General features: G+C 63.2%; 25 protein-coding genes and 1 tRNA gene. 9 read left to right on the top strand and 17 right to left on the bottom strand.

Annotated features, from left to right (window positions below):
• Nucleotides 1–34 precede the first annotated feature (34 nt).
• Nucleotides 35–868 carry an oxygen-dependent coproporphyrinogen oxidase gene (hemF, locus tag IPM06_12395; protein ID MBK8771220.1) on the top strand — a complete coding sequence of 278 codons (834 nt, stop codon included), beginning with the start codon at nt 35–37 and terminating at the stop codon, nt 866–868.
• Between the two features lie 23 nt (nt 869–891).
• The gene (locus IPM06_12390) at nt 892–1,437 is read left to right on the top strand and encodes an adenine phosphoribosyltransferase (GenBank protein ID MBK8771219.1); all 546 of its coding nucleotides are present in this window, start codon (nt 892–894) and stop codon (nt 1,435–1,437) included.
• Here IPM06_12390 and IPM06_12385 read toward each other — a convergent pair.
• The 15 genes from IPM06_12385 to mnmA all read right to left on the bottom strand — a co-directional run bounded on the left by IPM06_12385 (nt 1,434) and on the right by mnmA (nt 15,012).
• Nucleotides 1,434–2,627 (bottom strand): aminotransferase class I/II-fold pyridoxal phosphate-dependent enzyme, encoded by a 1,194-nt coding sequence (locus IPM06_12385; GenBank protein ID MBK8771218.1) that lies wholly within the window; start codon nt 2,625–2,627, stop codon nt 1,434–1,436. The genes IPM06_12390 and IPM06_12385 overlap by 4 nt on opposite strands.
• A gap of 2 nt (nt 2,628–2,629) precedes the next feature.
• Complete coding sequence (locus IPM06_12380) at nt 2,630–2,878, bottom strand: acyl carrier protein (protein MBK8771217.1); 249 nt, start codon at nt 2,876–2,878, stop codon at nt 2,630–2,632.
• Entirely contained in the window at nt 2,875–3,819 is a 945-nt protein-coding gene (locus IPM06_12375; protein ID MBK8771216.1) for an NAD-dependent epimerase/dehydratase family protein, read from the bottom strand. Before IPM06_12375 ends, IPM06_12380 begins: the two co-directional genes overlap by 4 nt.
• 8 nt (nt 3,820–3,827) lie before the next feature.
• Nucleotides 3,828–5,603: a fatty acyl-AMP ligase gene (locus tag IPM06_12370; protein ID MBK8771215.1), complete on the bottom strand. Its 1,776-nt coding sequence runs from the start codon at nt 5,601–5,603 to the stop codon at nt 3,828–3,830.
• A 109-nt stretch (nt 5,604–5,712) separates the two neighbouring features.
• Entirely contained in the window at nt 5,713–6,234 is a 522-nt protein-coding gene (locus tag IPM06_12365) for a hypothetical protein (GenBank protein ID MBK8771214.1), read from the bottom strand.
• Between the two features lie 80 nt (nt 6,235–6,314).
• The gene (locus IPM06_12360; GenBank protein ID MBK8771213.1) at nt 6,315–7,004 is read right to left on the bottom strand and encodes a hypothetical protein; all 690 of its coding nucleotides are present in this window, start codon (nt 7,002–7,004) and stop codon (nt 6,315–6,317) included.
• An 81-nt stretch (nt 7,005–7,085) separates the two neighbouring features.
• The gene (locus IPM06_12355) at nt 7,086–7,859 is read right to left on the bottom strand and encodes a sterol desaturase family protein (protein MBK8771212.1); all 774 of its coding nucleotides are present in this window, start codon (nt 7,857–7,859) and stop codon (nt 7,086–7,088) included.
• 43 nt (nt 7,860–7,902) lie between these two features.
• Nucleotides 7,903–8,427 (bottom strand): GNAT family N-acetyltransferase, encoded by a 525-nt coding sequence (locus IPM06_12350; protein ID MBK8771211.1) that lies wholly within the window; start codon nt 8,425–8,427, stop codon nt 7,903–7,905.
• Between the two features lie 703 nt (nt 8,428–9,130).
• Nucleotides 9,131–9,928, bottom strand: coding sequence for an HAD-IIB family hydrolase (locus IPM06_12345; GenBank protein ID MBK8771210.1), 798 nt, complete (start codon nt 9,926–9,928; stop codon nt 9,131–9,133).
• Nucleotides 9,925–11,004 carry an FAD-binding oxidoreductase gene (locus IPM06_12340; protein MBK8771209.1) on the bottom strand — a complete coding sequence of 360 codons (1,080 nt, stop codon included), beginning with the start codon at nt 11,002–11,004 and terminating at the stop codon, nt 9,925–9,927. The genes IPM06_12345 and IPM06_12340 overlap by 4 nt, the downstream gene beginning before the upstream one ends.
• 85 nt (nt 11,005–11,089) lie before the next feature.
• A complete protein-coding gene (locus IPM06_12335; GenBank protein MBK8771208.1) occupies nt 11,090–12,091 on the bottom strand; it encodes a substrate-binding domain-containing protein in 1,002 nt (333 codons plus the stop codon).
• 53 nt (nt 12,092–12,144) lie between these two features.
• Nucleotides 12,145–12,221 (bottom strand) — tRNA-Met (locus IPM06_12330).
• Between the two features lie 37 nt (nt 12,222–12,258).
• Nucleotides 12,259–13,041: a CDP-alcohol phosphatidyltransferase family protein gene (locus IPM06_12325; GenBank protein ID MBK8771207.1), complete on the bottom strand. Its 783-nt coding sequence runs from the start codon at nt 13,039–13,041 to the stop codon at nt 12,259–12,261.
• A gap of 123 nt (nt 13,042–13,164) precedes the next feature.
• Nucleotides 13,165–13,806: a methyltransferase domain-containing protein gene (locus IPM06_12320; protein MBK8771206.1), complete on the bottom strand. Its 642-nt coding sequence runs from the start codon at nt 13,804–13,806 to the stop codon at nt 13,165–13,167.
• A 51-nt stretch (nt 13,807–13,857) separates the two neighbouring features.
• On the bottom strand, nt 13,858–15,012 hold the full coding sequence (mnmA, locus tag IPM06_12315; protein MBK8771205.1) for a tRNA 2-thiouridine(34) synthase MnmA: 1,155 nt from the start codon (nt 15,010–15,012) through the stop codon (nt 13,858–13,860).
• A gap of 247 nt (nt 15,013–15,259) precedes the next feature.
• Here mnmA and IPM06_12310 point away from each other — a divergent pair, with 247 nt between their 5' ends.
• From IPM06_12310 to IPM06_12295, 4 genes are all read left to right on the top strand, one after another.
• On the top strand, nt 15,260–15,535 hold the full coding sequence (locus tag IPM06_12310; protein ID MBK8771204.1) for a DUF1153 domain-containing protein: 276 nt from the start codon (nt 15,260–15,262) through the stop codon (nt 15,533–15,535).
• Nucleotides 15,536–15,659: 124 nt separating this feature from the next.
• Nucleotides 15,660–18,185, top strand: coding sequence for a cation-translocating P-type ATPase (locus IPM06_12305; protein ID MBK8771203.1), 2,526 nt, complete (start codon nt 15,660–15,662; stop codon nt 18,183–18,185).
• 16 nt (nt 18,186–18,201) lie between these two features.
• A complete protein-coding gene (locus IPM06_12300; protein ID MBK8771202.1) occupies nt 18,202–18,804 on the top strand; it encodes an NAD(P)H-dependent oxidoreductase in 603 nt (200 codons plus the stop codon).
• Nucleotides 18,801–20,663 (top strand): cation:proton antiporter, encoded by a 1,863-nt coding sequence (locus IPM06_12295; protein MBK8771201.1) that lies wholly within the window; start codon nt 18,801–18,803, stop codon nt 20,661–20,663. Before IPM06_12300 ends, IPM06_12295 begins: the two co-directional genes overlap by 4 nt.
• Here the strand turns inward: IPM06_12295 and IPM06_12290 are convergent.
• Complete coding sequence (locus IPM06_12290; protein MBK8771200.1) at nt 20,660–21,556, bottom strand: DMT family transporter; 897 nt, start codon at nt 21,554–21,556, stop codon at nt 20,660–20,662. The genes IPM06_12295 and IPM06_12290 overlap by 4 nt on opposite strands.
• 393 nt (nt 21,557–21,949) lie before the next feature.
• Between IPM06_12290 and IPM06_12285 the strand changes: the two genes are divergently transcribed.
• From IPM06_12285 to IPM06_12275, 3 genes are read left to right on the top strand one after another with little or no spacing between them, the layout of a single operon-like run.
• The gene (locus tag IPM06_12285) at nt 21,950–22,900 is read left to right on the top strand and encodes an aminotransferase class IV (GenBank protein MBK8771199.1); all 951 of its coding nucleotides are present in this window, start codon (nt 21,950–21,952) and stop codon (nt 22,898–22,900) included.
• On the top strand, nt 22,900–23,505 hold the full coding sequence (locus IPM06_12280; protein ID MBK8771198.1) for a LysE family translocator: 606 nt from the start codon (nt 22,900–22,902) through the stop codon (nt 23,503–23,505). The genes IPM06_12285 and IPM06_12280 overlap by 1 nt, the downstream gene beginning before the upstream one ends.
• 11 nt (nt 23,506–23,516) lie before the next feature.
• The gene (locus IPM06_12275) at nt 23,517–24,224 is read left to right on the top strand and encodes an HAD family hydrolase (protein MBK8771197.1); all 708 of its coding nucleotides are present in this window, start codon (nt 23,517–23,519) and stop codon (nt 24,222–24,224) included.
• Between the two features lie 75 nt (nt 24,225–24,299).
• Here the strand turns inward: IPM06_12275 and IPM06_12270 are convergent, their stop codons facing one another.
• Entirely contained in the window at nt 24,300–24,698 is a 399-nt protein-coding gene (locus IPM06_12270; protein MBK8771196.1) for a flagellar export protein FliJ, read from the bottom strand.
• Nucleotides 24,699–24,953: the final 255 nt, after the last annotated feature.

The following is a 24,953-nucleotide window of genomic DNA, read 5'->3' as shown; positions in this document are numbered from 1 at the left end:
GAAAACAAATCTGAACATTTCAGAAAGGCCGGGCATGAAAGAGGTGGCGCAAGCGTGGTTCGAGGGATTGCAGGACCGCATCACTGCCGACCTTGAGCGGCTGGAGGACGAGGCCGAAGGCCCTGCTCCCGGCGGGCGTTTCGTGCGTACGTCATGGCTGCGGGGCGAGAACCAGGGCGGCGGCACCATGGCGCTGTTGCACGGGCGGCTTTTCGAGAAGGCCGGGGTGCATGTCTCCACCGTCCACGGCGAATTCTCACCCGAGTTCCGCAAGCAGATCCCCGGTGCGGATGTGGATCCTCGTTTCTGGGCGTCAGGCATTTCCCTCATTATTCATCCGCGCAATCCGAATATTCCCGCCGTTCACATGAACACCCGCCACGTGGTGACGACGAAGGCGTGGTTTGGCGGCGGTGCCGATCTCACGCCTGTATTGATGCGCAGGCGAACGCAGGACGATCCGGATTCAGTCGCTTTCCATGCAGCCATGAAAGCCCCCTGCACGGCCCATGCCATCGCCGACTATGAGCGCTACAAGGCGTGGTGCGACGAGTATTTTTACCTGCCTCACCGCAAGGAACCGCGCGGCATCGGCGGCATATTTTTCGACTACCTTGATGCGGGCGATGCTGCCTTCGCCTTCGTGAAGGACGTGGGCGAGGCCTTCCGCTCGGTCTACCCCGCGCTCGTGCGCCGAAACATGCAGACGCCGTGGACGGCGGAAGACCGTGAAGAACAGTTGATCCGCCGCGGGCGCTACGTGGAGTTCAACCTGCTCTACGACCGTGGCACGATTTTCGGCCTCAAGACCGGCGGCAATGTTGACAGCATCCTCTCGTCAATGCCACCTGAAGTGAAATGGCCCTGACACGGAAACTGGGGGAAACGGACATGGACCTACGCAACGGCTTCGACATCAAGCGCTACATCCGCACCATTCCCGATTATCCCAAGCCGGGGATCATGTTCCGCGACATCACCACGCTGCTCTCAAACCTGCATGGGTTCCGGGCAGCGGTGGATGAACTGGCATGGCCGTTTCTGAAGGCGGAGATCGACTACGTCGCGGGGATCGAGGCGCGGGGCTTCATTCTCGGCGGCGCGGTGGCGCACACGCTGGGGCGCGGCTTCATTCCCATCCGCAAGAAGGGCAAGCTCCCCTCCAAAGTGATCGGGCAGGAATACGCGCTGGAATATGGCGTGGATACGATCGAGATGCACGCCGACGCGATTGCCGAAGGCGACCGCGTGCTGCTGGTGGATGATCTCATCGCCACGGGTGGAACGGCGGGTGCTGCCATCGACCTCATCCGCAAATCAGGCGGACAGGTGGTCTCCGCCGCCTTCGTGATCGATCTGCCCGAGCTGGGAGGCGCCACGAAACTGCGGGACAAGGGCGTGAAAGTGCACACGCTGGTCGGGTTCGAAGGGCACTAAGCCTGGTTCCCCGCGACCACCGTCCCAAATGCCGCGATCACCTGGTCGATTTCCGCATCCGTGTGTGCGGCCGAGACGGAGCAGCGCAACAGGCAGATGCGGTTGGGCGTGCCGGGCGGGAGCGCGATGTTGACGTAGACGCCCGCATTGAGCAGCGCATTCCACATCATGATGGTGGAGGGCTCGTCCTTGCACTTCACTGCGATCACCGGGCTCACCTCTTCGCAGCCCATTTCAAGGCCGAGCGAACGGAAACCGTTGAACAGGCGCTCCGAGTTGCGGCGCAACGCATCGCGGCGTTCGGGTTCGCGGGCGAGTGTCTTCACCGCGGCAATCGAGGTGGCAATGGTGGCGGGCGATGAGGACGCCGTGAACATGTAGGGCCGCATGGCATAGCGCAGCGTTTCGAACAGCGGATGATCGCCCGCGCCAAAGCCGCCGATGGAGCCGATGCTCTTGGAGAAGGTACCCACAACGAAATCCGCTTCCGCCTCGAGGCCTGCTTCATCGGCAAGGCCACGTCCGTGGGGCCCGAGCACGCCGAAGGAATGGGCCTCGTCCACAAGAAGCTGGAAATTGTGTTTCTTCTTCAGTTCCACGAAATCCTTCAAGGGCGCGCGGTCGCCCAGCATCGAGTAGATGCCTTCCAGAACAACCAGCTTGCCGCCCTCTTCGCCTTCCGAACGGGAGAGACGCTTGTCGAGGTCGGCGGCATCGTTGTGGCGGAAGCGCACGAGCTTGGCACCGGAGAGCGTGCAGCCGTCATAGATGGAGGAGTGCGAGTCGGCGTCGAGGTAGACCGTGTCGCGGGCGCCAGCGAGTCCGGAAATCATGCCGAGGTTCGCCTGGTAGCCCGTGGTGAAGACGATGCAGTGCTTGCGGTTCAGGAACTTCGCCAGTTCCCGCTCCAGTTCCTTGTGCATGGCGTAGGAGCCGTTGGCGATGCGCGAGCCTGTGGTGCCCGTGCCGAAATCGTCCAATGCCTTCTTGCCCGCGGCGATGGCCGAGGGTTCGAAGGTGATGCCCATGTAGTTGTTGGTGCCCGCGAGGATCGTCTCGCGGCCCTGGATCAGGGCGCACGTGGGCGAGAGCAGCTTGTCGTTGGTGATGCCCACGGCATTCACGCCCAGTTCCATCATGCGCTGGAAGCGCTCGGCGATGGGCCGGTGCTTGTCGAACAGATCAGTCATGCTCAGCCTTTCCTGATGCGTGCTTCGACGACTTTCACGAGGTCGCCGATGGTATGCGTCTCGGCGACAACGTTCATGGGGATCTCGATGTCGAAGGTGTCTTCCACCTCCATGATGAAATCGAGAACGCCGACGGAGTCGATGTTCAGTTCGCGCGGAATGTCGGTTGCCGCGGAAAGTGCGATGCCCTTGGGATTGTGCGGGGCCAGCAGGCGGCAGATTTCATCGATGATGGGCTTGTCGGTGGTCATGATGTGGCGCTTCTATCGGTGAGCGGGAGTTGCGGCAACAGGCGTTGCGCCATGGCCCAGGCGAGCGTGCGGCGCATGCCCTGTTCGAGCGGGACGGGATTTTCGCGCGGCCATCCCGGGGGGCGGGAGACCCAGTCGCCATGGTAGAGTTCGCGCATCTTGCCTGCCGAGATCATGCCCGGTGTTCTGGTGAGAACGGACAATCCGTCGGCGGCGTGACCTACAGTCATCGCAAGGAGGCGTGGGAGGAAGATCACCTGCCCCGGCCTGCCGCTCACAGCTCGCAATGTCTGGGCGACCTCGGGCCAAGTGTAGGCCCCGTGACCATCGTCGACTTCGCGCACGTCTTCCACCGGACTTGCAAGGGCGGCGACGCAGATGCGCGCCAGGTCTTCGGCATGGATGAGCGAGAAGCGCGCCGCGGCTGATCCGGGCAGCATGGCCGTGCGGGAGGTGAGCGCCTTGAGCAAGGGAATGGTCGCCGTGTCACCTTCGCCGTAGACGGCGGGCGGGCGGATGATGAGTGTCGATATTCCGCGTGCCGCTGCCTTCACCGCCGACTCGCCTTCGGCCTTGCTGCGGCCATAGGGCGAAATCCCCGGCTCGCGCGCGGCGAGGGACGAGAGATGCACGACGCGCATCACCCCTGCCTTGTCGGCGGCGCGGAGCAGCGCCCTGGTGCCCTCGGCGTTGACGCGCATCATCTGCGCCGGCGTGCCGCTGATGGCGCCTGCAATGTGCAGCACGCGGTCCACGCCTTCGCACAGGCGGGCCAGCGCATCAGGATCGGCAAGATCACCCGCAACGGATGTGATGCTGGCGTGTTGCGGCAGGTTTGCGGGTGTGCGGGCCAGGGCGCGAACCGGGTGGCCGGAAACTGCAAGCTGGTTCAGCACATGGCGGCCAACAAATCCTGTTCCACCCGTGACGGCAATGACCATGCTTGTGATCAGGCCCGGCCTTGGTCGGGCGCAATCTCGGCAATTTCCCCGGCGAGATAACGGTCGCGGGCACCGGCGCGGGAGAGCTTGCCCGAGGAGGTAAAGGGCAGGCTGCGCGGCGGCGCGAGGATGATCGTACAATCCACGCCCGCGGCCTGCATCACCTTCATGTGCACGGACTTGCGCAGCTCTTCCTGTTGCAGGGGATCGGAGAGCTTGCATTCCACCAGCACGACCACTTCGTCGTCACCGTCAGAACCTTCGATGGCAAAGGCCGCCACATCGCCAGACTTGAGCGGTGCAATCGTTTCCGCCGCCCACTCGATGTCCTGCGGCCAGATGTTGCGGCCATTGTGCAGGATGAGGTCCTTGGCGCGGCCGGTGATGACGATCTCGCCATTCAGCAGGTAGCCCATGTCGCCGGTGTCGAGGAAGCCATCGCTGCCCAACGCCTGCGCCGTTGCTTCCTCGGCCTTGTAGTAGCCCGCCATGATGGACGGGCCCTTGACGTAGATGCGGCCCACGTCGCGTTCGTCCAGCACGCCGCCATTGTCGCCGCGCACTTCGATCACATGTTCCGGCAGTGCTGCGCCGCAGATCACGAAGCTGCGGGTGCGCTCCGTGCCTGCCTTGGCGGGAATGGCGCGCTTTCTCGTCTTGAGGGCGCCGATGTCGATGGTGTCGATCTTGATCGGCGCATCGACGTCGCTGAAGGAAATGGCGAGGGTCGATTCCGCCATGCCGTAGCTCGGCACGAAGGCGCGCGGATTGAAGCCCGCAAGCGAGAGAGTCTTGGCGAAGTCCTGCAGCACTTCGGCGCGGACCATGTCGCCGCCGATACCCGCTGCGCGCCACTGCGACAGGTCCAGCGTAATGGCCTCGCCGTTGACGCGGCGGCAGGCGAGTTCGTATCCGAACGTGGGTGAATAAGAGACGGTCGAACGGTTCTCCGACATCAGCTTGAGCCACAGCGAAGGGCGGCGTGCGAAGGCTGTGGTGGGGAGATAATCCACTGTCACCTGTCCCAGCATCGGCGCCAGGCAGAAGCCGACCAGGCCCATGTCGTGATAGAGCGGCAGCCAGGAGAAGGCGCGGTCGCCTTCCCGCACCTTCAGGCCGTTGCGCAGGATGCCATCTGCATTCGCCATGATGGAGCGCTGCATGATGAGCACGCCTTTGGGCGACGAGGTGGAGCCCGACGAATACTGGATATAGGCCACGTCGTCCGGGCCAAAGCCTTCCAGACGCGTGAGCGACTCCGGGCAGGCATTCAGTTCGGCATGGGAGAAGACGACGCTCACGTTGGCGAGCGCGGCCCCTTCGCGGATGTGTTCCTTCACATCTTCCGAGGTGATGACGGCGGAGACATCCGCCGCGCGGAACATGCCGGCCACGCGTTCGATGTAGGCGTCTCGTCCGCCGATATACATGCTGTAGGGCACCGGGCACGGCACGAGGCCCGCATACTGGCAGCCGAAGAACACGGCCATGAACTCGCCACCCGTTTCCGCAACGACAGCCACGCGGTCGCCGCGCTTCAGGCCGAGCGACAGGAGTTTGCGGGCGGTGGAGAGCGCGCGGCGGCGCAGGTCGGCAAAGGGCAGCACCTCGGCGAGGGCTCCGCGGCCGCCATAGAAATTGAATCCGGTGACACCCTTCGCGGCGTAATCGAGCCCATCGGCAATCGTCTGGAATCCTCCCAGACGCTGGGGAAGCGCATCGCTGCGGCGCGGCGTCCGGTTCAAGACGGCCGGCTGCTCCTGTCTTTGCGTGTCAAAACTCATCGCGCTTGAATTCACCCACTCGTTGACGCGTTCCCTCCGCGCTACCTAACGCGAGCTGGTGGCGGGCGGAAATCAAAACAGGTTTCAGTTTGTAACAGTGGGAAACAGTTCAAATATGAAGGAATCCCAACAGGATAGCGGCGACCAACATGGCCAGCACGCCAAGTGCGGCGCCGGTGAACCAGACGTAGACCATCTCGCCGAGGTTGTATCCGGCGTCTGAGTCGCCTGATGGTATGGCCTGGGTGGCGGAGGCCTTCTCGCGGGCGATCACCCGGTGGGCGATATAGCGCAACACGGCCTGGGACATGTCGTTGAGGTCGTCGGTTTCATGCAGTACGTCGCGGCGGCCATCGCGTTCCTGCTGGAGGCGGTAGTGGCGCGTGTCGGGTTCGACCACGACAGAGGAAATGAGGTCGATCCACAGGCGCGGCGTGTCTCCGGGTTGCAGCATCAACTCATTGAAGCCTTCCGCCAGCGGATGGCCCTTGAGATGGGGCAGCAGGCTTTCGCGCAAGGCGGCAAGGCGCAGGCCACGGGCATCGCCCACGTTCTGGAGCGCGTCCAGCCGTGCGGCTTCGGCAAGGCGGGCCTTGCGCAATGCGTCCGTGAATGTGTCGTGTGTGGCCACGCGACCTTCCTTGTTCCGAAATGACACGCTCCCGCCGTTGCGGGCCGCATCAGGCGTTTCAGTGCAGGATCGGTGCCACGTTACCCGCAGCTTGCTGGAAGCGAGGCACTGCCGAACCAGAGTTCAAAACTGTTGGGCCGGCTTTTGGAGGTTGCGCCGGGGACGGCCGAGAAATCCTTCATCTGCACGGGAAGCCCGACACTGGTGAAGAGATTGGCGATCTCCGTGCCGCGCGCCAGGTCGGTCGCATGGAAGATGCGCAGTTCGTGGTTGCTGCCCGCCCAGGTGGCGCGGCCATAACCCGGAATGACGATGCCGGAACTGTCCGTATCCTTCATCTTGGAGACGAGCATGCGCACGCAACTGCGCTGCTTTTCGTCCGAGGTATGGACGAAGATGCGGCTCGGCATGCGCTCCAGCGCCTCGCGGAAGGTTACTTCCACCTTGGTGTTCTCGGCAGAGGCCTTGATCAGCGCCTGCTCCATCAGCGGCAGCAATTCCTTGTCGGCGGAGGAGTTGGCATAGGCCAGTTGCGCGGCTACGAATTCCACCGGCACCTTGTCGTTCTTCAGCAGGTATTCGAACATGGCCACGCCGTACTTGCGCTTCTCGGCATTGGGATCGCTCACGAGATCGATCATCGTCTTCAGGTCGTTCAGGTTCTGCTGCCAGCGGGTGTAGTAAAGCCCGGTGCCTGCCACGCTGAGCGGGATCATCACCGTGGCCATGAGCTGGACAAGGGTTTCGCGGAACGGTTTCGAGACGGACATGATGATCCTTGGAGCAAAGCCGCTCACAACACGCTGAACATGGCGGCTTTGCGGCGCTTTAGCCGGATCGGCGATTCGGTTCTATGGCCGGCGGCGCGGCGCAAACGGCCGCGCCACCAGCGCCGCACCCGGCTTGTCGCGGAGACCTTCAACGCCAATCGGCATGGCGGGGGTGCGCGCCGTGGCGCTGCTGCTGCCGAAGAGCCGGTCCCACACCGACAGCAGCGCGGCATAATTCGAATCCGTGTCACGCCGCACCGCATGATGGTGGACCCAGTGGATCGACGGCGTGACGATGATCCGTGACAGCGGATATTCAAGCCAGAACGGGAGCTTCAGGTTGGAGTGGTGGAAGATCGCGTTCAGCGCCACCAGCAATTCAAACCACACCACGCTTGTGAACGGGATGTCGAGCACGACGATCACGCCTGCGCGCACAAGTGACGACAGCACCACTTCACCGAAGTGAAAGCGCAGCGCCGAACTTGCATCCAGAGTCTCATCGAGATGATGCACCTCGTGGAAACGCCAGAGCAGCGGCAGTTGATGGTTGAGCCGGTGCCACCAATAGATCCAGCAATCAAGCAGCAGCAAATCGGCAAGGATGAGCCATCCCCCGCTCCACCCTTCCGGCCGCCAGTGCAGCGCATGACCAGCGGCAAACTGCGTGAGCGGCAGGACGATGAGCGGCGAGAGCAGCGCGTTCACTCCGGCCAGACCGAGATTCTTCACCACCCGCCAAACGCCACCCACCCAGCGCGCCACGGGGAAGAGCCGTTCCAGGATGAGGAAGACGGCGAGTGCAGCAAGAATGATTCCGCCCTTGCTGGTGACGATGGCGATGATCTGGTCCATTGCTCCAGACTAATCCATGGCGTTCGAAGCGTATAACCAAAATCTAGTGCGGCTCGCGCAGCATCGGGAACAGGGGCGGTGAATCGCCCGAGCGGATTTCGCCCAGCGTCCGGAATCCGAAACGCTCATAAAGCGTGCGGTTCAGGGGGCTGGTGAATTCAAGATATACACACTGGTGGCTGCGGTCACAGACAGCCAGGCCTTGCTGCATCAGCAGCGTCCCGTATCCCCGGCCGCGAAAAAGTGGATCAACGCCGATCAGCGGAAGATACCAATGCGGCTCCGACGGGTGAAAGGCGGCCATTTGTTCAAACAGTGACAGCACTTCGCCGAGGCGCGGCTCGGACATGTGCCTCGCGAACAATTCACCGATCGCTTCGTCATCGGGATGTACGCCCGGCGGCAGCCACTGCGCGACACCATGGAAATCGCCAATGACGTGAGCGCAATCATGATCAAACGACTTTCCGCCGAAGAGGTTCACGAGTGGAAGGAAGACGGTCAGAAACTGAAGCTGATCGGACCACGCCCACCTGGCTGCCGGGTCTGAAATGAAGGCCATCATCATGGCCAATTCAAACCGCTCCCGCTCCTGGCGGGTCGCCGAGCGTATGCCGGGTACGGCTTGGGTTGTGGCCGAGGAACCACTGGCATCAGCGCGGTGCGGTGGGCTCGTTGCAGAGGTGTCGGTCATGGCGCCCTCTTGTGACTGACTCAACAGCATGGAATCCATATCAACTCGCAAACTGGCCTACCAGTGATGAATCACAGGAACGGCCCGGCACGGCACAAGTTGGTTGCAGAAGGGCTTAAATCGCTGATGTTGCACGGATTTGATGGCGTAGGCCTGAACGCCATCGTGCACGCGGCGGGTGTGCCGAAGGAGATCGTTCTACTGCTATTTCAAGAGCAAGGAAAAGTTCGCCAGCGCGGTTCCCGACGCCTGCGAACGCCGTTAGCAACATGGCGCCATTCTCAAAGACAGTTCACGCAGTCCCATGCAGCGCCTTCGAGATTTTCTTGATGTCACTGGACGCAGATGTTCACCACCTGGGAAGCGGAAATCGCGGCATTGCTTGATGAAGCAAAAGCGGCGGGCGAAGTGGCCTAGGACCGCGACACGAAGGACGCGGCGGCGTTTCTCACCGACTGCTTCGAAGGCATGTTGGTGCGGTTGAAAGTGCACCACAATCACAACGCGCTGCGCCGGTTCAACGCATTCGCTCTCGAACCACTCACGATCAGGCAGAGTGTGACCGAATTCGCCTGACCTAAGCCTTCGCTTTCAACACGCGGGCGGCGAATTCGGCGAAGCCGGTGCCGCCTTCGCCGTCGGTCACGTAGGCCGGGAGATGCTTCATCAGGTGGGCGAGCGGGCGAATGTTCGCGACGCCCACGCCGAAGGGGAATCCGGCATACATCGGTGCGTCGTTGGGGCTGTCACCACAATAGGCCACAGCGGCCTTCGCCTGCTCATGCGAAAGGTTGAACTTGTCGGCCAAGAGCCTGAGGGACATTGATAATTTGTCGTGAGCGCCGAACCATGCGTTGACATGGATGGAACTGACCTTGGCCTCTGCCCCGGCGGCGTGAAAGCGTTCGGCAATGGCCTGCGCCGTCGCCAGCGGCAGGGCCGGCACGTCCTCGCAGAAGTCGATGGCCACATCGATTTCGCGATAGGCCTGGTCCGAGGCGATGGCCGTGCCGGGGAATTCCTTCAGCACCGCATGGGCAATGTCCCAGAGCTTCGCGGTGTTGGCACTGCGCACATCGGGTGTCTGGGCATAGACGCGCTCCATGCGCCGGGCCTTGTCGTCGTAGGCGAAATAGAAGGCGCCGTTTTCGCCCACCACGGCATCGACCGGCCACATGCGGGCGATGTGATCGCACCAGCCTGCGGGGCGGCCGGTGATGGGGATGACCTTCAACCCGGCGCGCCGCAGGTCTTCCAGCGCGGCATAGGCTGGCGCCGGCAGGCGGCCATGCAGGGTCAATGTGTCATCGATATCCGTGAGCACGGCTTTGAGACCGCGCAGGCTGGCGGCCGGAATGTCTGAGAGCGGTTTCATGTGTGTGTGAGCAATCGTCCAGGAGAGAATGGTGCAAGGAGCGGGTGGCGGCCCTGCCCCATGATCTCCGCCGCGCCGAATGAGCCAAGGGCTGGCGCCAGCGTGATGCCGGAATGGGTGAGGCAGAGGTAGAGACCTTCGATCGCCGGAATGGCGCCGATGGCGGAGACACCGTCGCGCGGCGTTGGACGGTAGCCAACGGTGAACTGTTCCAGTTGCAGCGTGTCGCCGTGCTGCAAAAAGGCTTTCAGCTTGGTGAAGAGTTCATCTGCGGCGGCCTGCGGATTGTCACCGGGATCAGTACCGCCAAAGTCCGTGCCCGCCACAAGCCGGCCATCGGCAGTCTGGCGGACGTGAAGCTCCGGCGCCATGACGAGGCCACGCAGGAGTTCGGGCGCTGGTGCCGAGTGCACGAGCAGGCCCGGCGGTTCATCCATCGCAAGGTCCTGTCCCACATGCTTCAACAATTTGCGGCAGGAGGCACCGGCGGCGAGCACGACGATGTCGGCGTCGAGGTCGCCCTCCTCCGTCATCACACCCACGATGCGGCCCTTCCTTTCGATGAGCCAGCGCGCGGTGGTGCCCTGAAGAACCTTTGCACCCTTGGCCTGCGCGGCGGCCAGCAACCGTTCCACGGCATGGACCGGTTCGACGACGCCTTCGCCCGCGACATGAACGGCAAGGTCGGGCGGCGATGCCAGCGCTGGTTCGATGCGGCGGACTTCGGCGCCATCAATGACGCGCACGCCGTAGCCTTGCGCGTTGCGCTCGGCGGCGTAGGCGAGAAGGTCCTTTTCCGGCAAGTCCCACAGCAAGCCGCCGCACCAGTTCAACACCAGACCGGGCACGCGGGCATCGAGGTTGTGCCACTGCTTCATGGATTCGTGGCGGAGGCGGAAGTAGTCGGGCGCATTGCCCCAACTGGCGTTGATCCAGGCCCAGGAATTGGGTGTGGCGACACCACCCACTGTGCGATCGGACTCGAGAAGGCGCACATCGGCGCCTGCTTCCGCCAGGTGAAAGGCCAGCGATGCCCCTAGGATTCCGCCGCCGACAATGAGAACGCTTTGAACCATGGGCGCCTTCATAGCGGGCGCGGCGCTGAATTGCCATGGCGCTGCGGTGCAAGGCTCCGATGCGCGGCGGCGCGAGCCTTCGGCGTCAGAAGAGATCGTCGTACTTGTCGATCGAGGCGGCATCGACGGTGATGAGTTCAGCCACCTTGGCCACGCCACCCTTGTCCACCACCAGTTCACCCAGCCTGCCTGCGCGAAGCGGTGCATCGGCGAGGATCGCTTCCTCGTTGCGGAGGATCGAGAGCGCGATGCGCGCCGCGGCATAACCCACGTCCACCGGACTCCAGGTGATGAAGGTGGGCACCTCGCCATTGCGCACGAGGCCCGCAAGCCGCGACGGCAGGCCGACACCTGTCAGCTTGATGCTTTGCGTCCGGCCCAGATCCTGCACCGCGCGGGCCGCACCCATCAGTGCCGGGGCATCGGGCGCAATGATGCCACGCAGGTTGGGATAGGCCTGCACAATGGCGAGCGCCTCCGCGTAGGCCACATGCACGTTGCTCTGGCCGAAGACGGTGGTGATAAGGATCAGGTTCTCGTAGTCGGGCTTCAGCCATTCATGTTGCAAGGCCTTGAGGAAGGCCTGATGGTCGGCGCGCTGCGGGGCGGTGGAGAGAAGAGCCACTTCGCCCTTTTTTCCAAGGGCCGTGTTCATGGCTTGCAGCAAAGCCGGTGCTGCATCCGCCACGTCAGGCGTGCGGAGATGAAGGTGGCGGGCCCCCGGCGGCAGCGGCGTATCGAACGAGATCACGCGCAGGCCGGCGGCGATGGCCTTCTCGCAGGCGGCAATCACCACGTCTGAGGGAATGGGCGAAATGAGGATCGCATCATAGCGTTGTGCAACAATGTCATCGACAAGGGCGGCTTGCCGTGTGGCATCCTCTTCCGGTGGTGCCATGAAGCTGAGTTGGGCGCCCGCCACCTCGGCAGCGGCCTGCAATGCCCCTTCACGACAGCCGACAAAATAGTCATCGCCAGCGCGGGGCGCGATCAGGGCAAGGCGGAGAGGCACCACGGCATCCTGCGCCAAAGCACGGGATGCGAGACCAAGAGCAGCGGTGGACAGGAGAAACCGTCGGGTGAGCATGTGAACCATTCTAGCCGCGCACCCCTGCCGATGAAAATCCTCTTGTGGGAGGATGGTAGCGGGAGAGGGAGTTGAACCCCCGACCCCAGGATTATGATTCCCGTGCTCTAACCAACTGAGCTACCCCGCCATCGGTGAGGCGATATAGGGGGGCGCACCCGCCCCCGTCAAGCAGGTGATTGCGGCTGCGGCTTTGTTTCCTCGCCGTCGTCTTCGTCCTCGCCCTTGTCGCCCAGAATGAAGGTGCGCCACAGCGAAATCGCCGCGAAATACAAGGATGCAAGACCGAAAAGCCAGACCTCGATGGTCTCGACGATGCCGTCGTTTTCCGGGAACTTCTTGGAGATGATGAGGCTCAGCGTCATGGCCGCCCAGAGCACGGTCATGGGGATGGTCCATGAGCGCCAGTGGCTCACCCGCAGGGGGTGCACGAACTTGACGGGAATGAAGGTGAGCACGGCGAGGACCACCACCGTGATGAGGTTTGTGACCGCTCCCGTGCCCAGCAGATAGAAGTAGAGCACCACCACGTTCCAGATCGCCGGGAAGCCGACGAAATAGTAGTCGGATGATTTCATCCCGACATTGGCGAAGGTGTAGCACGACACCGCCATGATGATGACGGCGGCGATGAGGCTCCAGGTGCTGCCGGAAAAGATGAATTCCAGCGGCACCATGTTGAACCAGTAGATCATCAGGGCAGGCACGGCGACATAAGTGAAGTAGTCGATCACCAGGTCGAGGGAGGCACCGTCGAAATTGGGTGTGTATTCCGTGACGCGGGCCTTGCGCGCGAGTGAGCCATCCACGCCATCCACGAACAGCGCCACGCCAAGCCAGATGAAGGCGGTGAAGGCGTCGTTCTTCAGGACGGCGACGAGGGCGAGAAAGCCGGCGACGATGCCAAAGGTCGTAAAGGCGTGGACCGACCAGGCGATGCCCTTCTTGATGTCTTTCTCGAGCTGCGCATTGCGGTGGAGTTTGGCCACGGTGGTGTGGTTCCTTTTTCCGCGACTATAGGGAAGCCCGCCCTGCCCCGCAACGCTCCTTGGGTTTTCAGTTAAGGGCCGAAATCAGCTCTGACGGCGGAATTCAAGCAGCGTGAAGAAACCCAGCGGCTTGATCGGCTGGAGGCTCACGAGGCGCAGCTTGTCGCTGACGAGAACGGTATCGATGGGAAACTCGGGCCGCCAGCCCAACCGCGGTGCCTGCTTGGCGAGGCCGCGCTCGATCACGCCGGTGATGCCTTGCGTGGAGAAGTGGCTTGCCACAAGCACCGTGCCGCCGGGCTTCACCACGCGGGCCATCTCGTGCATCACGCGCGCGGGATCGGGCACCACGGTGATCACATACATGGCGGCCGCCACATCGAAGCTCGCATCCTCCAGGGTAAGCGCGGTGGCATCCATTTCGAGAAGGGATTCGATGTTGGAGAGACTTTCCTCGCCCACGCGCTGCCGCGCCTTGGCCAGCATGTCGGCCGAAACATCAATGCCCGTGACCGAAAGATGTGGCGCGTAATGTGGCAGCGCGAGGCCCGTGCCCACGCCCACTTCGAGCAGGCGGCCCTTGAACTGGTTGGCGCGGGCCACCGTTTGCTGCACCCCCGCCTCAACGAGCTTGCCGAAGGTCTGGTCGTAAAATGGGGCCCAGCGGCGGTAGGCCTTCTGCACGTCGGTGGCGTTGAGGGCTTCGATCTTCGGTGATTGGCGCATGGGATTCCCTCTGGCGTTCGTGATGACCGCGGAAGGTGCAGGGCACTTGTGTCAATTCGGTGAAATGAATCCACCGCCCAGCAGACGCGCGCTGGAACCAAGTCCATCGTAGAGCACACAAGCCTGCCCGGGAGACACGCCGTACTCCCCTGCGAGGATCGAGACGCTGGCGCCTGTGCCGACGCGGCGCACGGTGGCCTCCACCGGCGGACGGCTGGAGCGGATTTTGGCAAAGACAGGTAGCGGATCATCCGCCAGCGGCGCATCGCCCAGCCAATTGACGTCGGCGAGCGCGATGTCGTGGCGCTTCAGCGCCTCGCGCGGACCAACAATCACCTGCTTCTTCCCGGCATCGAGCCTGACCACGAAGAGCGGCTCGCCGCTGGCAATGCCAAGGCCGCGGCGCTGGCCGATGGTGAAATGGATGATGCCGGCATGACGGCCGAGCACATGTCCATCCACATGCACGATGTCGCCCGCTTCCGCAGCATCCGGCCGCAGCTTGAGGATGAGGTCGGCATAGTTGCCGTCCGGCACGAAGCAGATGTCCTGGCTGTCGGGTTTTTCGGCGACCACCAGTCCCAGCTCCGCCGCAAGCGCGCGCGTCTCGCTCTTGGGCAAGCGGCCGAGCGGAAAGCGCAGGAAGTCGGCCTGGGCCTGCGTTGTTGCGAAGAGGAAGTAGCTCTGGTCGCGCGCCATGTCCTGCGGCGTCACCAGATCGCGGCGGCCATCGGCGCGGGTGCGGCTCTCGATATAATGGCCTGTGGCCAACGCACTTGCATCGAGATCGCGGGCGTAGCCCAGAAGATCGGCGAACTTGACGGTCTGGTTGCAGCGGACACAGGGAATGGGTGTCGCGCCCTGTACATAAGACGAGACGAAATCGTCGATCACGGATTCGCGGAAGCGCGATTCGAAATCGAGCACGTAGTGGGGAATGCCGAGGGCGGCCGCGACGCGGCGTGCATCGTGAATGTCCTGCCCGGCGCAGCAGGCGCCCTTCCGCCGGATCGCCTCGCCATGGTCGTAAAGCTGCAGGGTGATGCCCACGACGTCATATCCCGCCGCCTTCAACAGGGCTGCTGCCACGGACGAATCGACGCCGCCCGACATGGCGCACACCACCCGGTGCCGCGCCGGGTCGCCAGGCAGCGCCATGGCCCCGTGGACGAGGGCCAGAACCTCAGGTGAAAGCGACAGCGTCATGGCGCCTACATGGCGGCGGCGTGCGACAAAGGCAACAGGGGCGTTCAGGCGCAATTCGCCTCCATTTCAACTCCAGGAGGCAGAAATGATGTCCGTCTGTTCCAAAATGCTCCATTCCATCCACCTGAATTTGGACTTTCTTCATAAGCGTTTAGGCCAAAATTAAGTTGCCCCACGTAGGGTGACTGTCAGTTGGGCCAGTGAAGCGCCAGTTGCGCAGGCCCGGTGTGTGTGAGTGAGTTTGCGTATGAACGGTCAGTTGCGTCCCCGCGTCAATTACGTCATCGGCCCCGATGGGAGCCCGCTGACAATCGCCGACCTGCCCCCGCCTGGCAGCCATCGCTGGGTGATCCGGCGAAAAGCTGAAGTCGTGGCAGCGGTGCGCGGCGGTCTCCTCTCTCTCGAGGAAGCCTGCGAGCGCTACACGCTGACAACGGAAGAATATCTTTCGTGGCAACGCGCCCTCGACAAGAACGGCCTTGCAGGCCTGCGCACCACGCGCATCCAGCAATACCGCTCCTGAGTCCGGCCTCCGGCAGAAATCAGAAACCGCCCCTGCGCAAGCCGGGGCGGTTTTTCGTTGGCCCTGCGGGCGGCCTTGACGCCTGTCATGGACGCACCGCGCCGGGCCGACTACATTTCACCGGATGCAAGTGCAGGATGAGCGAGCGCAAACATTTCAAGCCGAAGGCCTGACCTCGGCTGACGCCGCTCGCCGCCTGCAGGCCGAAGGGCCAAATGAACTGCCACGTCCCGAAAGGCGCACGGCGTTCCGCGTGATCGTGGACGTGCTCCGGGAACCCATGCTGGCGCTGCTGCTTGCAGGTGGTGTCATCTATCTTCTCATTGGTGACCTAGCCGAAGCCCTGATCCTTCTGGCCTTCGCCAGCCTGTCCATCTTCATCACGGTCATTCAGGAAACGCGCACGGAACGGGTGCTGGAGGCATTGCGCGACCTCACGAGTCCGCGCGCGCTGGTGGTCCGCGATGGAACCATGGTGCGTATCGCCGGGCGTGATGTGGTACGTGGCGATCTGCTGCTTGTCGGCGAAGGCGACCGCATTGCCGCTGACGCAACACTTGTGACCGCCAGCGAGCTGCATGTGGATGAGAGCCTGCTCACAGGTGAATCCATCCCCGTGCAAAAGCAGACAGCGGCGGCCGGTGGCCGTGACGGTCTGATTTTTGCGGGCGCCCTTGTGGTACGCGGCAGCGGACGCGCCATCGTTGCGGCGACAGGCGCGAACAGCGAGATCGGCAAGATTGGCCAAGCCTTGCGCAGCATCGACATGGAGCCGCCCCATCTGCAGATGCAGACGCGGCGCATGGTGAAATTATTCGCCGTCGCGGGAATATCAGTCAGCATTCTGCTCGTGCTGCTGCATGGCGTGTTGCGGGGAAATTGGCTGGACGCGGCGCTTTCAGGGATCGCCGTGGGCATGTCCATGCTGCCGGAAGAGTTTCCCGTGGTGCTCACTGTATTCATGGCCATGGGGGCGTGGCGCCTGTCGCGCTCGCAGGTGCTGACGCGCCGCGCCGCCGCCATTGAAACGCTGGGCTCTGCCACGGTGCTGTGCACCGACAAGACGGGCACGCTGACCGAGAACCGCATGCAGGTCACGCAGGTGTGGCAGGTGCGCGGCGGGATGACCGAAGTGGACGCCGCTCCCCCTCCACACGCCATGCCCTTGCTTGGAGCGGGTGCGCTCGCGTCCGCGCCAGAAGCCTTCGATCCCATGGATCATGCCTTTGCAATGCGCGCGCCCTTTGCGCGGGATGGATTGTCACTGAAGCGCAACTACGGACTGAAACCGGAGTTGCTCGCCGTCACGCAAGTTTGGAACGATTCCGCAGGGCACCTTGTCGTGGCGGCGAAGGGCGCACCGGAAGCCATTGCGCGATTGTGCAAACTCGGTCCCCGGCAACGCGAGGCCATGGCGCGCGCCGCTGATGCCATGGCAGGTCAAGGCCTGCGCGTTCTGGGCGTGGCTCGCGCCCATCACCGCGGTTCCCTGCCCGCCACGCCGCGGGGTTTTCGCTTTGACTTTGAAGGTTTGGCGGGGCTCTCCGATCCGCTCCGCGCCAGCGTGCCGGATGCCATGCGGCAATGCCGCTCTGCGGGCATCCGCGTCATCATGATCACGGGCGACTATCCCGTCACTGCACGGGCCATCGCGGACAAGGCGGGATTTCCAGCTGGAACTGTGGCCACTGGCGCGGACGTGGAAACCTGTTCCGATGAGGACATGCGGGCCCTCGTCTCATCCACGTCCATTTTCGCGCGCGTGTTGCCGCATCAGAAATTGCGCATTGTCCGCACGCTGAAATCGCTGGGCGACATTGTGGCCATGACGGGCGACGGCGTGAATGACGCGCCTTCCCTTAAAGCGGCTCACATCGGCATCGCCATGGGCGGACGCGGCACGGACGTGGCGCGGGAGGCCTCTGCCATCGTGTTGCTGGACGATGACTTCGGCTCCATCGTGAAGGCTGTCTCGCTCGGCCGGCGCATCTATGACAATCTGCGCAAGGCCATGGGCTTCATTCTTTCCGTGCATATTCCCATCGCGGGACTGGCGCTTACACCCCTGCTCTTCGGCCTGCCGGTGCTGTTCACGCCCATCCACATCGCCTTCCTCGAAATGGTGATCGACCCCGTCTGTTCGCTCGCCTTCGAAGCGGAAGGCGAGGAGCGCGACACCATGAACCGGCCGCCCCGAACGCTCTCAGAACCGCTGTTTGATGCGGCGCTCCTGGCGTGGAGCGCCGTTCAGGGTGGACTGACGCTGGCCTTGGTGGCAGCCGTCTATGCCTATGCCCATTGGGCTGGGATGACAGCAGACGCGGTGCGCACCCTGACCTTCATGACGCTGGTCTTCTCCGTCATTGCACTCATCTTCGTCGACCGCAATTTTTCCGCCTCGCTGCTGGACACGTTCACTCGGGGCAACCGGGCGCTCACCGCCGTGCTAATGCTGGTGTTCACGGTGATGGCGGCCAGCCTGTTCTGGGCACCGGCGGCAACACTGTTCCGCTTCAGTCCCCTCACCTGGATGCACATGGGGCTTTCCGTGGCAGCCGCGGCGGGACTGCTGGTTGTGCTCGAAGGATTGAAGGCGCTCTGGTCGCCCTTCCGGCATGCGCGGCGCACTTCACAAGCGGCAGAAAGCTGACCATAGTACAGGCGGCATGCGCATCCTCGTCCTCATTGCCCACCCCCGTTCCTCACAGTCCATTGCCCAGCACGCGCTGAACGCGGCGGCGCAGGACATCGCTGGCGTGACGGTGCGCGACCTCTATGCCATCTATCCCGATTTCAACATCGACGTGGTGGCGGAACAGGCGGTGCTGCTGGCCCACGACCTCGTCGTGCTGCAACATCCGTTCTACTGGTATTCCGCGCCCGCCATCATCAAGGAATGGCTGGACATCGTGCTCGAGTCCGGTTGGGCCTATGGCACGGGCGGCGACAAGTTGTCGGGCAAATACATGATGACCGCCATCAGCACCGGCGGCCTTGAGACCTACTATCACCCGCAGGGCCGCAACCGCTTCACCATCGAGGAACTGCTCACGCCTTTCAACCAGACAGCATATCTCTGCGGCATGGCCTATCTCGCCCCCTTCGTCATTTATGGTGCGCGCAAGCAAAGCGCCGACACTCTGGCCCAAGCCGCTCAACGCTACCGCGCGACACTCGAAGGTCTGGCGCGGGGCGAAATTGATCCGGTGGAGCGTCTCGCGGCAGACTACGTGCTGCCACAGGGTTTCAAGCGGAGGCACGCGCTATGAGCCTCAACGATTTTCTTCTGGGTGCACTGATCTATCTCGCCGCGGCGGTGATCTCGGCTCCCATTGCCAAGCGGCTGGGCCTCGGCTCGGTGCTGGGCTTCCTCGCCGCCGGAGCCATCATCGGGCCTTCGGTGATCGGCCTCATCGGGCGCGAGGGCGAGTCCGTGAAGCACTTCGCGGAATTCGGCGTGATCGTCATGCTCTTCCTCGTGGGGCTGGAACTGGAACCGTCGCGGCTGTGGCAGTTGCGCAAGCAGATTTTCGGCCTGGGCCTTCTGCAAGTGATCGGCGTTGCCCTGGTGATCGGCGCGGCCTCGCTGTGGATCAGTGCAGGGTGGCGCGAGAGCGTCGCCATCGGCCTCATCCTGGCGCTGTCATCCACGGCGATCGTGCTGCAAACGATGGAGGAAAACGGGACATTGAAGACTCCGTGCGGGCAATCGGTGTTTTCGGTGCTGCTGTTCCAGGACATTTCGGTCATCCCCATGCTGGCACTTCTGCCGCTCATCGCTGTTGCCGCCGTGCACACGGATGGGGGTCACGGCGGCTCGTTGCTGGATGCCTATCCTGTCTGGGTCCAGGCGCTGCTCACTATCGGTGCGGTGGCGCTGGTGCTGGTGGCAGGGCGGTATCTCATGCGCCCCCTATTCCGCATCGTCGCCGACACGGGCACCCGCGAGATCTTCGTCGCCTTCGCCCTGCTGATTGTCGTGGGCATCACGCTGCTCATGGGACTTGTCGGGTTGTCGCCCGCGCTCGGCACGTTCCTCGCCGGCGTTGTGCTGGCCGACAGCGAATACCGCCACGAGCTTGAGATGGACCTGCAACCCTTCAAGGGATTGCTGCTGGCGATCTTCTTCATCGCTGTCGGGGCGGGCATTGATTTCTCGCTGATCGCATCGGCACCGATGTTGCTGGCCTGCAGCCTTGCGGCCTTCATCGCCCTGAAACTTGCCGCGCATTTCGGGCTGGCCCGCGGCTTCGGCATGAACGGCGCAGACAGTTCGCGCTTTTCCTTCGCCCTGGCGCAGGGCTCGGAATTCGGCTTCGTGCTGATTACCTTCTGTGTGGGCCTTGGCCTCGTCACGGCCACTTCGGCTGGCTTGCTCACGGCGGTGATCGCCTTGTCCATGGCCGCTTCACCGTTGCTGATGATGGTAGACAGCAAGGTGTTGCAGCCGCGGTTCGCGGATGGCGATTTCCTGCGCGATCCCGACACGATCAGTCATTCCGGCGTCGACGTGATCATCGCCGGTCACGGCCGCTTCGGCATGACCATCGGTCGCGTGCTCAATGCCCAAGGCAAGCGTACGGTGGTGCTGGACCTTGATTCCTCGCAGGTGGATGCCTTGCGCAAGTTCGGCTTCAAGGTGTTCTATGGCGATGCCCTGCGGCTGGACCTCCTGGAGTCGGCAGGTGCACGCGAAGCAAAGATGCTCGTCGTTGCCATCGACGACCGCGAGAAGGCGACGGAACTTGTCAAGCTGGCGCAGCAGAACTTTCCCCACCTCAAGCTGCTGGTGCGTGTGTTCGACCGCGCCCACGCCTATGAAGTGATGCGCACCGGTGTCGATACCGTCTATCGCGAAGTATTCGGTTCATCCATGGACCTTGCGCGAGACGCGCTCACGCACCTTGGCATGCACCCCAACGAGGCGCACCGCGCGATTACCCGGTTCCGGGCGCATGACGAGCGCTTCCTGCGGAAATCCGCTGCCCATGCGGACGATGAAAGCAAACTCATCGACATCGCCCGGCAGTCACGCGCCGAGATCACCCGCGTCTTCGCCGCCGACCGCGGCAATGACCCGACGCCGCCAGACCAATCCTGGCACGACGACGACGGCGTGCAACACTAGGCAGGTGGCGGCGTGGCACGGGCGACGATGATGATGCCGATCAGCGACACGGCGAGGCCTGCCGCCATGGCCCAGGACAAGGGTTCGCTGAACACGAGCCAGGCCCAGATCATCGTTACGGGCGGGCTGAGGTAGAGCACGGAAGAGACACGCGCCGGGGAGGATTTGCGGAGCGCCATGTAATAGAGACCCCACGACACGAAGGTCGCCACAAAGACCAGCCACAGAATGCCGCCCATGAAGTGCACGTCCATCACCGGGGCCACGCCGCCATCGCGCCAGGCGAAGACCGCGAAGACGGCAGCAGCAGAGAGGCACTGGATGCAGAGGCTCTGATAGACCGGCATGGTGTTGGTGGGGCCGCGCTTCTGCAGGAGCACGGCGAGCGCCAGCGCCAGCGTGCCGAGCGCCGGCAACGTGTAGGCCCAGAGCGGCACATCGCCGAGCCGGAGTGACCACCCCGAGGCCAGCAACACGCCTGCGAGGCCCACGAAGGTGCCGAACCATTGTCTTGCATTGAGGGCCTGCCCCAGCACGGGCCAGGAGAGGATGGCCACGGCCAGCGGCAGCATGTCGGTGATCAGGGCCACCAATCCGGTCGGCACGCCGAAGCCGATGGCGGCGGCGAAGCACCCGAGGTATCCCGCCATGGCCACTGCGCCGAAGACAATCTGCACCAGCACTTCGTTTCGCTTCAGCGGCGGGCCCATGGTGAGCGCCAGCGGCAGCAGTACGAGGCCGGAGACGAGGCTCCGCCACAGCAGGATGAGCGAGATCGGCGCATAGTCGCTGGCAAAGCGGATGCCGATGAAGCCCGCGCTCCACGAGCCGATGAGGGCCGCGTCAAGTGCAACAAGTCCTAGAATGGATTGTATCGTCCTTTGCCTGTTCATTACCGTCTCTTGCCGCTCCTTTTGGTCACACTTACTTGCGCGGTCGCGGCCTGCTGCGGCCATTTGCGTCGCCTTGAACGCCGCAAGCGCACCGCCACACCATGCCCTCATCGACGTGGCAGCACGTCCCACCCAGACCCGCAAGCCAATCCGCGTACTCGACTGTTCGGCCGGCGATCTCTCCGGAGACGGTGCAAGCACCCCCCCCGGGGGGCGCGGGGGGCCTTGTCCCCCCGCGGGCCCCCGTTTGGGGCCCCTTGCCCCCTGTTCCGGCGGCGGCCCGGGAAGACGGTGGCGCGAAAGATGGCAACAGCGGCTCGGCCACGCAGGGCGACGGCAACGGCTGCAGCGGCGGTGTTTGCTGACAACGGCAAATCCCGCTAACTGGTGGGTATGACAACGCCCCAATCCAACATCCATGATGCCCACATCGATCCGCGCAATCTCGACATTCTCATCTCGGTGAATGGCACGCTGTTCCCCAGGGCGCAGGCCATGGTGTCGGTTTTTGATTCCGGTTTCATCCTGGGCGACGGTGTGTGGGAAGGCTTGCGGCTGGTGAAGGGCGGGGTGCCGTTCCTGCGCGCCCACATCGAGCGACTGTACGAGGGCGCCAAATCGATCTTCATGGAGATTGGCGTGGCGCCTGAGGAATTGGTGAAGCGACTCTTCGCTTGCATCGATGCCAACAAGATGATGGACGGCGTGCACATCCGCCTCATGGTCACGCGCGGCGTGAAGGCCACGCCCTATCAGGACCCGCGGGTGACGATCTCGCCCGCTACCATCGTCATCATCCCCGAATACAAGGAACCGAACCCGAAGAAATTCGCGGAGGGCCTGGCGCTGCACACTGTCAACGTGCGGCGTGGCGCGCCGGACGTGCAGGACCAGAAGCTCAACTCGCATTCGAAGCTCAACTGCATCACGGCCTGTGTGCAGGCGGCGAATGCGGGTGCGGATGAAGCCCTGATGCTGGACCCGCTGGGCTTCGTCGCCACCTGCAACTCCACGCACTTCTTCATCGTGCGGCGCGGCGAGTTGTGGACCTCGACCGGGCAGTACTGCATTCCCGGCATCACGCGCGGCAACATGTTGCGCGTGGCAACGTCGCTCGGCATTCCGGCCCATGAAAAGCAGTTCTCGCTCTATGATGTCTATGGTGCCGACGAGGCCTTCGTCACGGGCACCTTCGCGGGGCTCATTCCCGTACGCGTGATTGATGGCCGCCCGGTGCGGCACCCGCTGTCGCCGGAACCCTGGAGCGGGGCCGGGCCGATTTCGCGCAGGCTGTCGGAAGGCTACAAGGCACTGTGCGTGGCGGAGAGCAGCCGGACGCTCTGATGCTCCTCTCCTTCATCATCGCCGCAACCCTCATCGAACTGACGCCCGGGCCCAACATGACGTGGCTTGCAGTGTTGGGTGCCAGCCGGGGGCGGACGACGGCGCTCGCCGCCGTTGCGGGCGTGTGCCTTGGCCTTGCCATTGCAGCCATAGTCGCAGGCTCGGGCCTCACCGCCATCCTCACGGAATTTCCGGTGCTGTTCCAGGTGCTGCGCTGGGGCGGCACGCTCTACCTCTTCTATCTCGCGTGGGATGCCTGGTGGGAGGGCGATGGTGAACTCAAACACACGAATGCCACGCGCGGCATTGCCTTCCGGCAGGGGCTCATCAGCAACATCCTCAATCCGAAGGCCTATCTCTTCTATGCGGCCATGCTGCCGCAGTTCATCTCCGGCCGCATGAGCATCGCGGCAGAGGTTGCGCTCCTGTCCGCCATCTATGTGACCGTTGCCACGGTCATTCATTCCGGCATCGCCGTGATGGCGGGGTCGGCGGCGACATTTCTTGAAACCTCTCCGCATGCCGTCACCATCCGGCGCGGCCTCGCCATTCTCATCGCCCTGGCGGCGGTGTGGTTCTTCATTTCCACGCAGGTGAAACGATGACGATCCTTGCCATGTGGTCCGGCCCCCGCAACATCTCCACAGCCATGATGTATTCCTTCGGAAACCGGGCGGACTGCGAAGCCTGGGACGAACCCTTCTACGGCTTCTCGCTCAGCACGCGGGGGAATGATCATCCCATGCGCGACGAGATCATCGCCTCCATGGAGACGGATTGGGACAGGCTTGTCGCGCGGTGTGTGACACCGCCGCGAAAGCCGCTCTTCTACCAGAAGCACATGACACATCACATGCTGCCGGGCTACGACCGCAGTTTCATCCTGAAGCTCACCAATGCTTTTCTCATCCGCGATCCGTCGCGGGTGCTGGCGAGCTATGCCAAGAAATGGGCCGAAGTGGACTTGCATTCCATTGGCTTCGTGGCGCAGGCGGAGATCTTCGACATGGTGGCGCAGAAACTGGGCCACGCGCCGCCGGTCGTGGATGCGGAAGACGTGCTTTCCCATCCGCGCGCCACGCTGACGAAACTGTGCGCGGCCTGCGGGATCCCGTTCGATGAAGCCATGCTGAAATGGCCGAAGGGACCCAAGCCCTTCGACGGTGTCTGGGCGCAACACTGGTACAATGCAGTGTGGCAATCGCAAGGCTTCGGCAAGTCCGAGGAAGAAAACATGCCCGCGCTCCCCGCCTCTCTCGCGCGCATCGCCGATGAGGCGCGGCCCTACTACGACTTGCTCCGCAGGCATGCCATCCGCTCGTAGCGAGCGACGGCCTCCGCTAAAACAAGATGGCCGGGTTTCCCCGGCCATTCCGTTTTCCCGCCGTACCTCGATTGGTCAGCGGGCGATGGCGTGGCCGATCATGGCGCCGGGCGGCGGGGCGAGGGGTGCGGGCTTCAGCGAGCCGCCTTCCTTCTCCACCAGCAGTTCGACCTTGCGCAGTTCGGACTCTTCGTCCTTCAGCTTGTCCTTCATGGCATCATGCTGGTCGCGGAGTTCCGCAACCGTGCGCAGGATGTTGTCGCGGCGTGACCGCACCGACTTCGCGGCCATGGAATAGTTGACGTTGTTGGGGTCCGAGATGCCCGTGCGCCCCTCTTCCGCTTTGACATGGGCATCGAGTTCATCATGCTTCCTCATGAGGTCCTGGATCATCAGATCCATGTCGGCCACCTGGCGGCGGACATCCTCGGTGCGGAAGCGGTGAAGCCTCAATAGGCTATCGCGTGAACGCATGTTTTCCTCACTCTACACAACACACTGACTGCCGCCCCGATGCGAATTCCCGCTCTTGACTCCCGTTGACTCTATTCAGGAGTCAGCGAATCAACTAGCTCTGTCCGGGTCAGTCCAATCGCGTTCATCATGAACAATCAGGTTTAAGACGGGGTAAACCGGAAAGCCATGTACGGGCACAGCGAACGATTTTTCGCGTTCTGCTTGCAGCATCCACATTTTGTGGGTGCGGGCCGTGGCACACAATCCCTTGTG

It is taken from the genome of Hyphomicrobiales bacterium, assembly GCA_016710435.1.
Taxonomy (GTDB): domain Bacteria; phylum Pseudomonadota; class Alphaproteobacteria; order Rhizobiales; family Aestuariivirgaceae; genus Aestuariivirga.
This window is presented reverse-complemented; position numbering and strand designations above follow the sequence as displayed.

What these genes read in the sequence shown, in the direction of transcription:
- IPM06_12295 (MBK8771201.1), top strand. Translation starts at nt 18,801, where the DNA reads ATGAGCCTCAACGATTTTCTTCTGGGTGCACTGATCTATCTCGCCGCG.
- IPM06_12305 (MBK8771203.1), top strand. Translation starts at nt 15,660, where the DNA reads ATGCAAGTGCAGGATGAGCGAGCGCAAACATTTCAAGCCGAAGGCCTG.
- IPM06_12335 (MBK8771208.1), bottom strand. Translation starts at nt 12,091, where the DNA reads ATGCTCACCCGACGGTTTCTCCTGTCCACCGCTGCTCTTGGTCTCGCA.
- mnmA (MBK8771205.1), bottom strand. Translation starts at nt 15,012, where the DNA reads ATGACGCTGTCGCTTTCACCTGAGGTTCTGGCCCTCGTCCACGGGGCC.
- IPM06_12385 (MBK8771218.1), bottom strand. Translation starts at nt 2,627, where the DNA reads ATGACTGATCTGTTCGACAAGCACCGGCCCATCGCCGAGCGCTTCCAG.
- IPM06_12340 (MBK8771209.1), bottom strand. Translation starts at nt 11,004, where the DNA reads ATGGTTCAAAGCGTTCTCATTGTCGGCGGCGGAATCCTAGGGGCATCG.
- IPM06_12355 (MBK8771212.1), bottom strand. Translation starts at nt 7,859, where the DNA reads ATGGACCAGATCATCGCCATCGTCACCAGCAAGGGCGGAATCATTCTT.
- IPM06_12360 (MBK8771213.1), bottom strand. Translation starts at nt 7,004, where the DNA reads ATGTCCGTCTCGAAACCGTTCCGCGAAACCCTTGTCCAGCTCATGGCC.
- IPM06_12285 (MBK8771199.1), top strand. Translation starts at nt 21,950, where the DNA reads ATGACAACGCCCCAATCCAACATCCATGATGCCCACATCGATCCGCGC.
- IPM06_12290 (MBK8771200.1), bottom strand. Translation starts at nt 21,556, where the DNA reads ATGAACAGGCAAAGGACGATACAATCCATTCTAGGACTTGTTGCACTT.
- IPM06_12390 (MBK8771219.1), top strand. Translation starts at nt 892, where the DNA reads ATGGACCTACGCAACGGCTTCGACATCAAGCGCTACATCCGCACCATT.
- IPM06_12280 (MBK8771198.1), top strand. Translation starts at nt 22,900, where the DNA reads ATGCTCCTCTCCTTCATCATCGCCGCAACCCTCATCGAACTGACGCCC.
- hemF (MBK8771220.1), top strand. Translation starts at nt 35, where the DNA reads ATGAAAGAGGTGGCGCAAGCGTGGTTCGAGGGATTGCAGGACCGCATC.
- IPM06_12345 (MBK8771210.1), bottom strand. Translation starts at nt 9,928, where the DNA reads ATGAAACCGCTCTCAGACATTCCGGCCGCCAGCCTGCGCGGTCTCAAA.
- IPM06_12275 (MBK8771197.1), top strand. Translation starts at nt 23,517, where the DNA reads ATGTGGTCCGGCCCCCGCAACATCTCCACAGCCATGATGTATTCCTTC.
- IPM06_12350 (MBK8771211.1), bottom strand. Translation starts at nt 8,427, where the DNA reads ATGATGATGGCCTTCATTTCAGACCCGGCAGCCAGGTGGGCGTGGTCC.
- IPM06_12300 (MBK8771202.1), top strand. Translation starts at nt 18,202, where the DNA reads ATGCGCATCCTCGTCCTCATTGCCCACCCCCGTTCCTCACAGTCCATT.
- IPM06_12320 (MBK8771206.1), bottom strand. Translation starts at nt 13,806, where the DNA reads ATGCGCCAATCACCGAAGATCGAAGCCCTCAACGCCACCGACGTGCAG.
- IPM06_12370 (MBK8771215.1), bottom strand. Translation starts at nt 5,603, where the DNA reads ATGAGTTTTGACACGCAAAGACAGGAGCAGCCGGCCGTCTTGAACCGG.
- IPM06_12380 (MBK8771217.1), bottom strand. Translation starts at nt 2,878, where the DNA reads ATGACCACCGACAAGCCCATCATCGATGAAATCTGCCGCCTGCTGGCC.
- IPM06_12375 (MBK8771216.1), bottom strand. Translation starts at nt 3,819, where the DNA reads ATGGTCATTGCCGTCACGGGTGGAACAGGATTTGTTGGCCGCCATGTG.
- IPM06_12310 (MBK8771204.1), top strand. Translation starts at nt 15,260, where the DNA reads ATGAACGGTCAGTTGCGTCCCCGCGTCAATTACGTCATCGGCCCCGAT.
- IPM06_12270 (MBK8771196.1), bottom strand. Translation starts at nt 24,698, where the DNA reads ATGCGTTCACGCGATAGCCTATTGAGGCTTCACCGCTTCCGCACCGAG.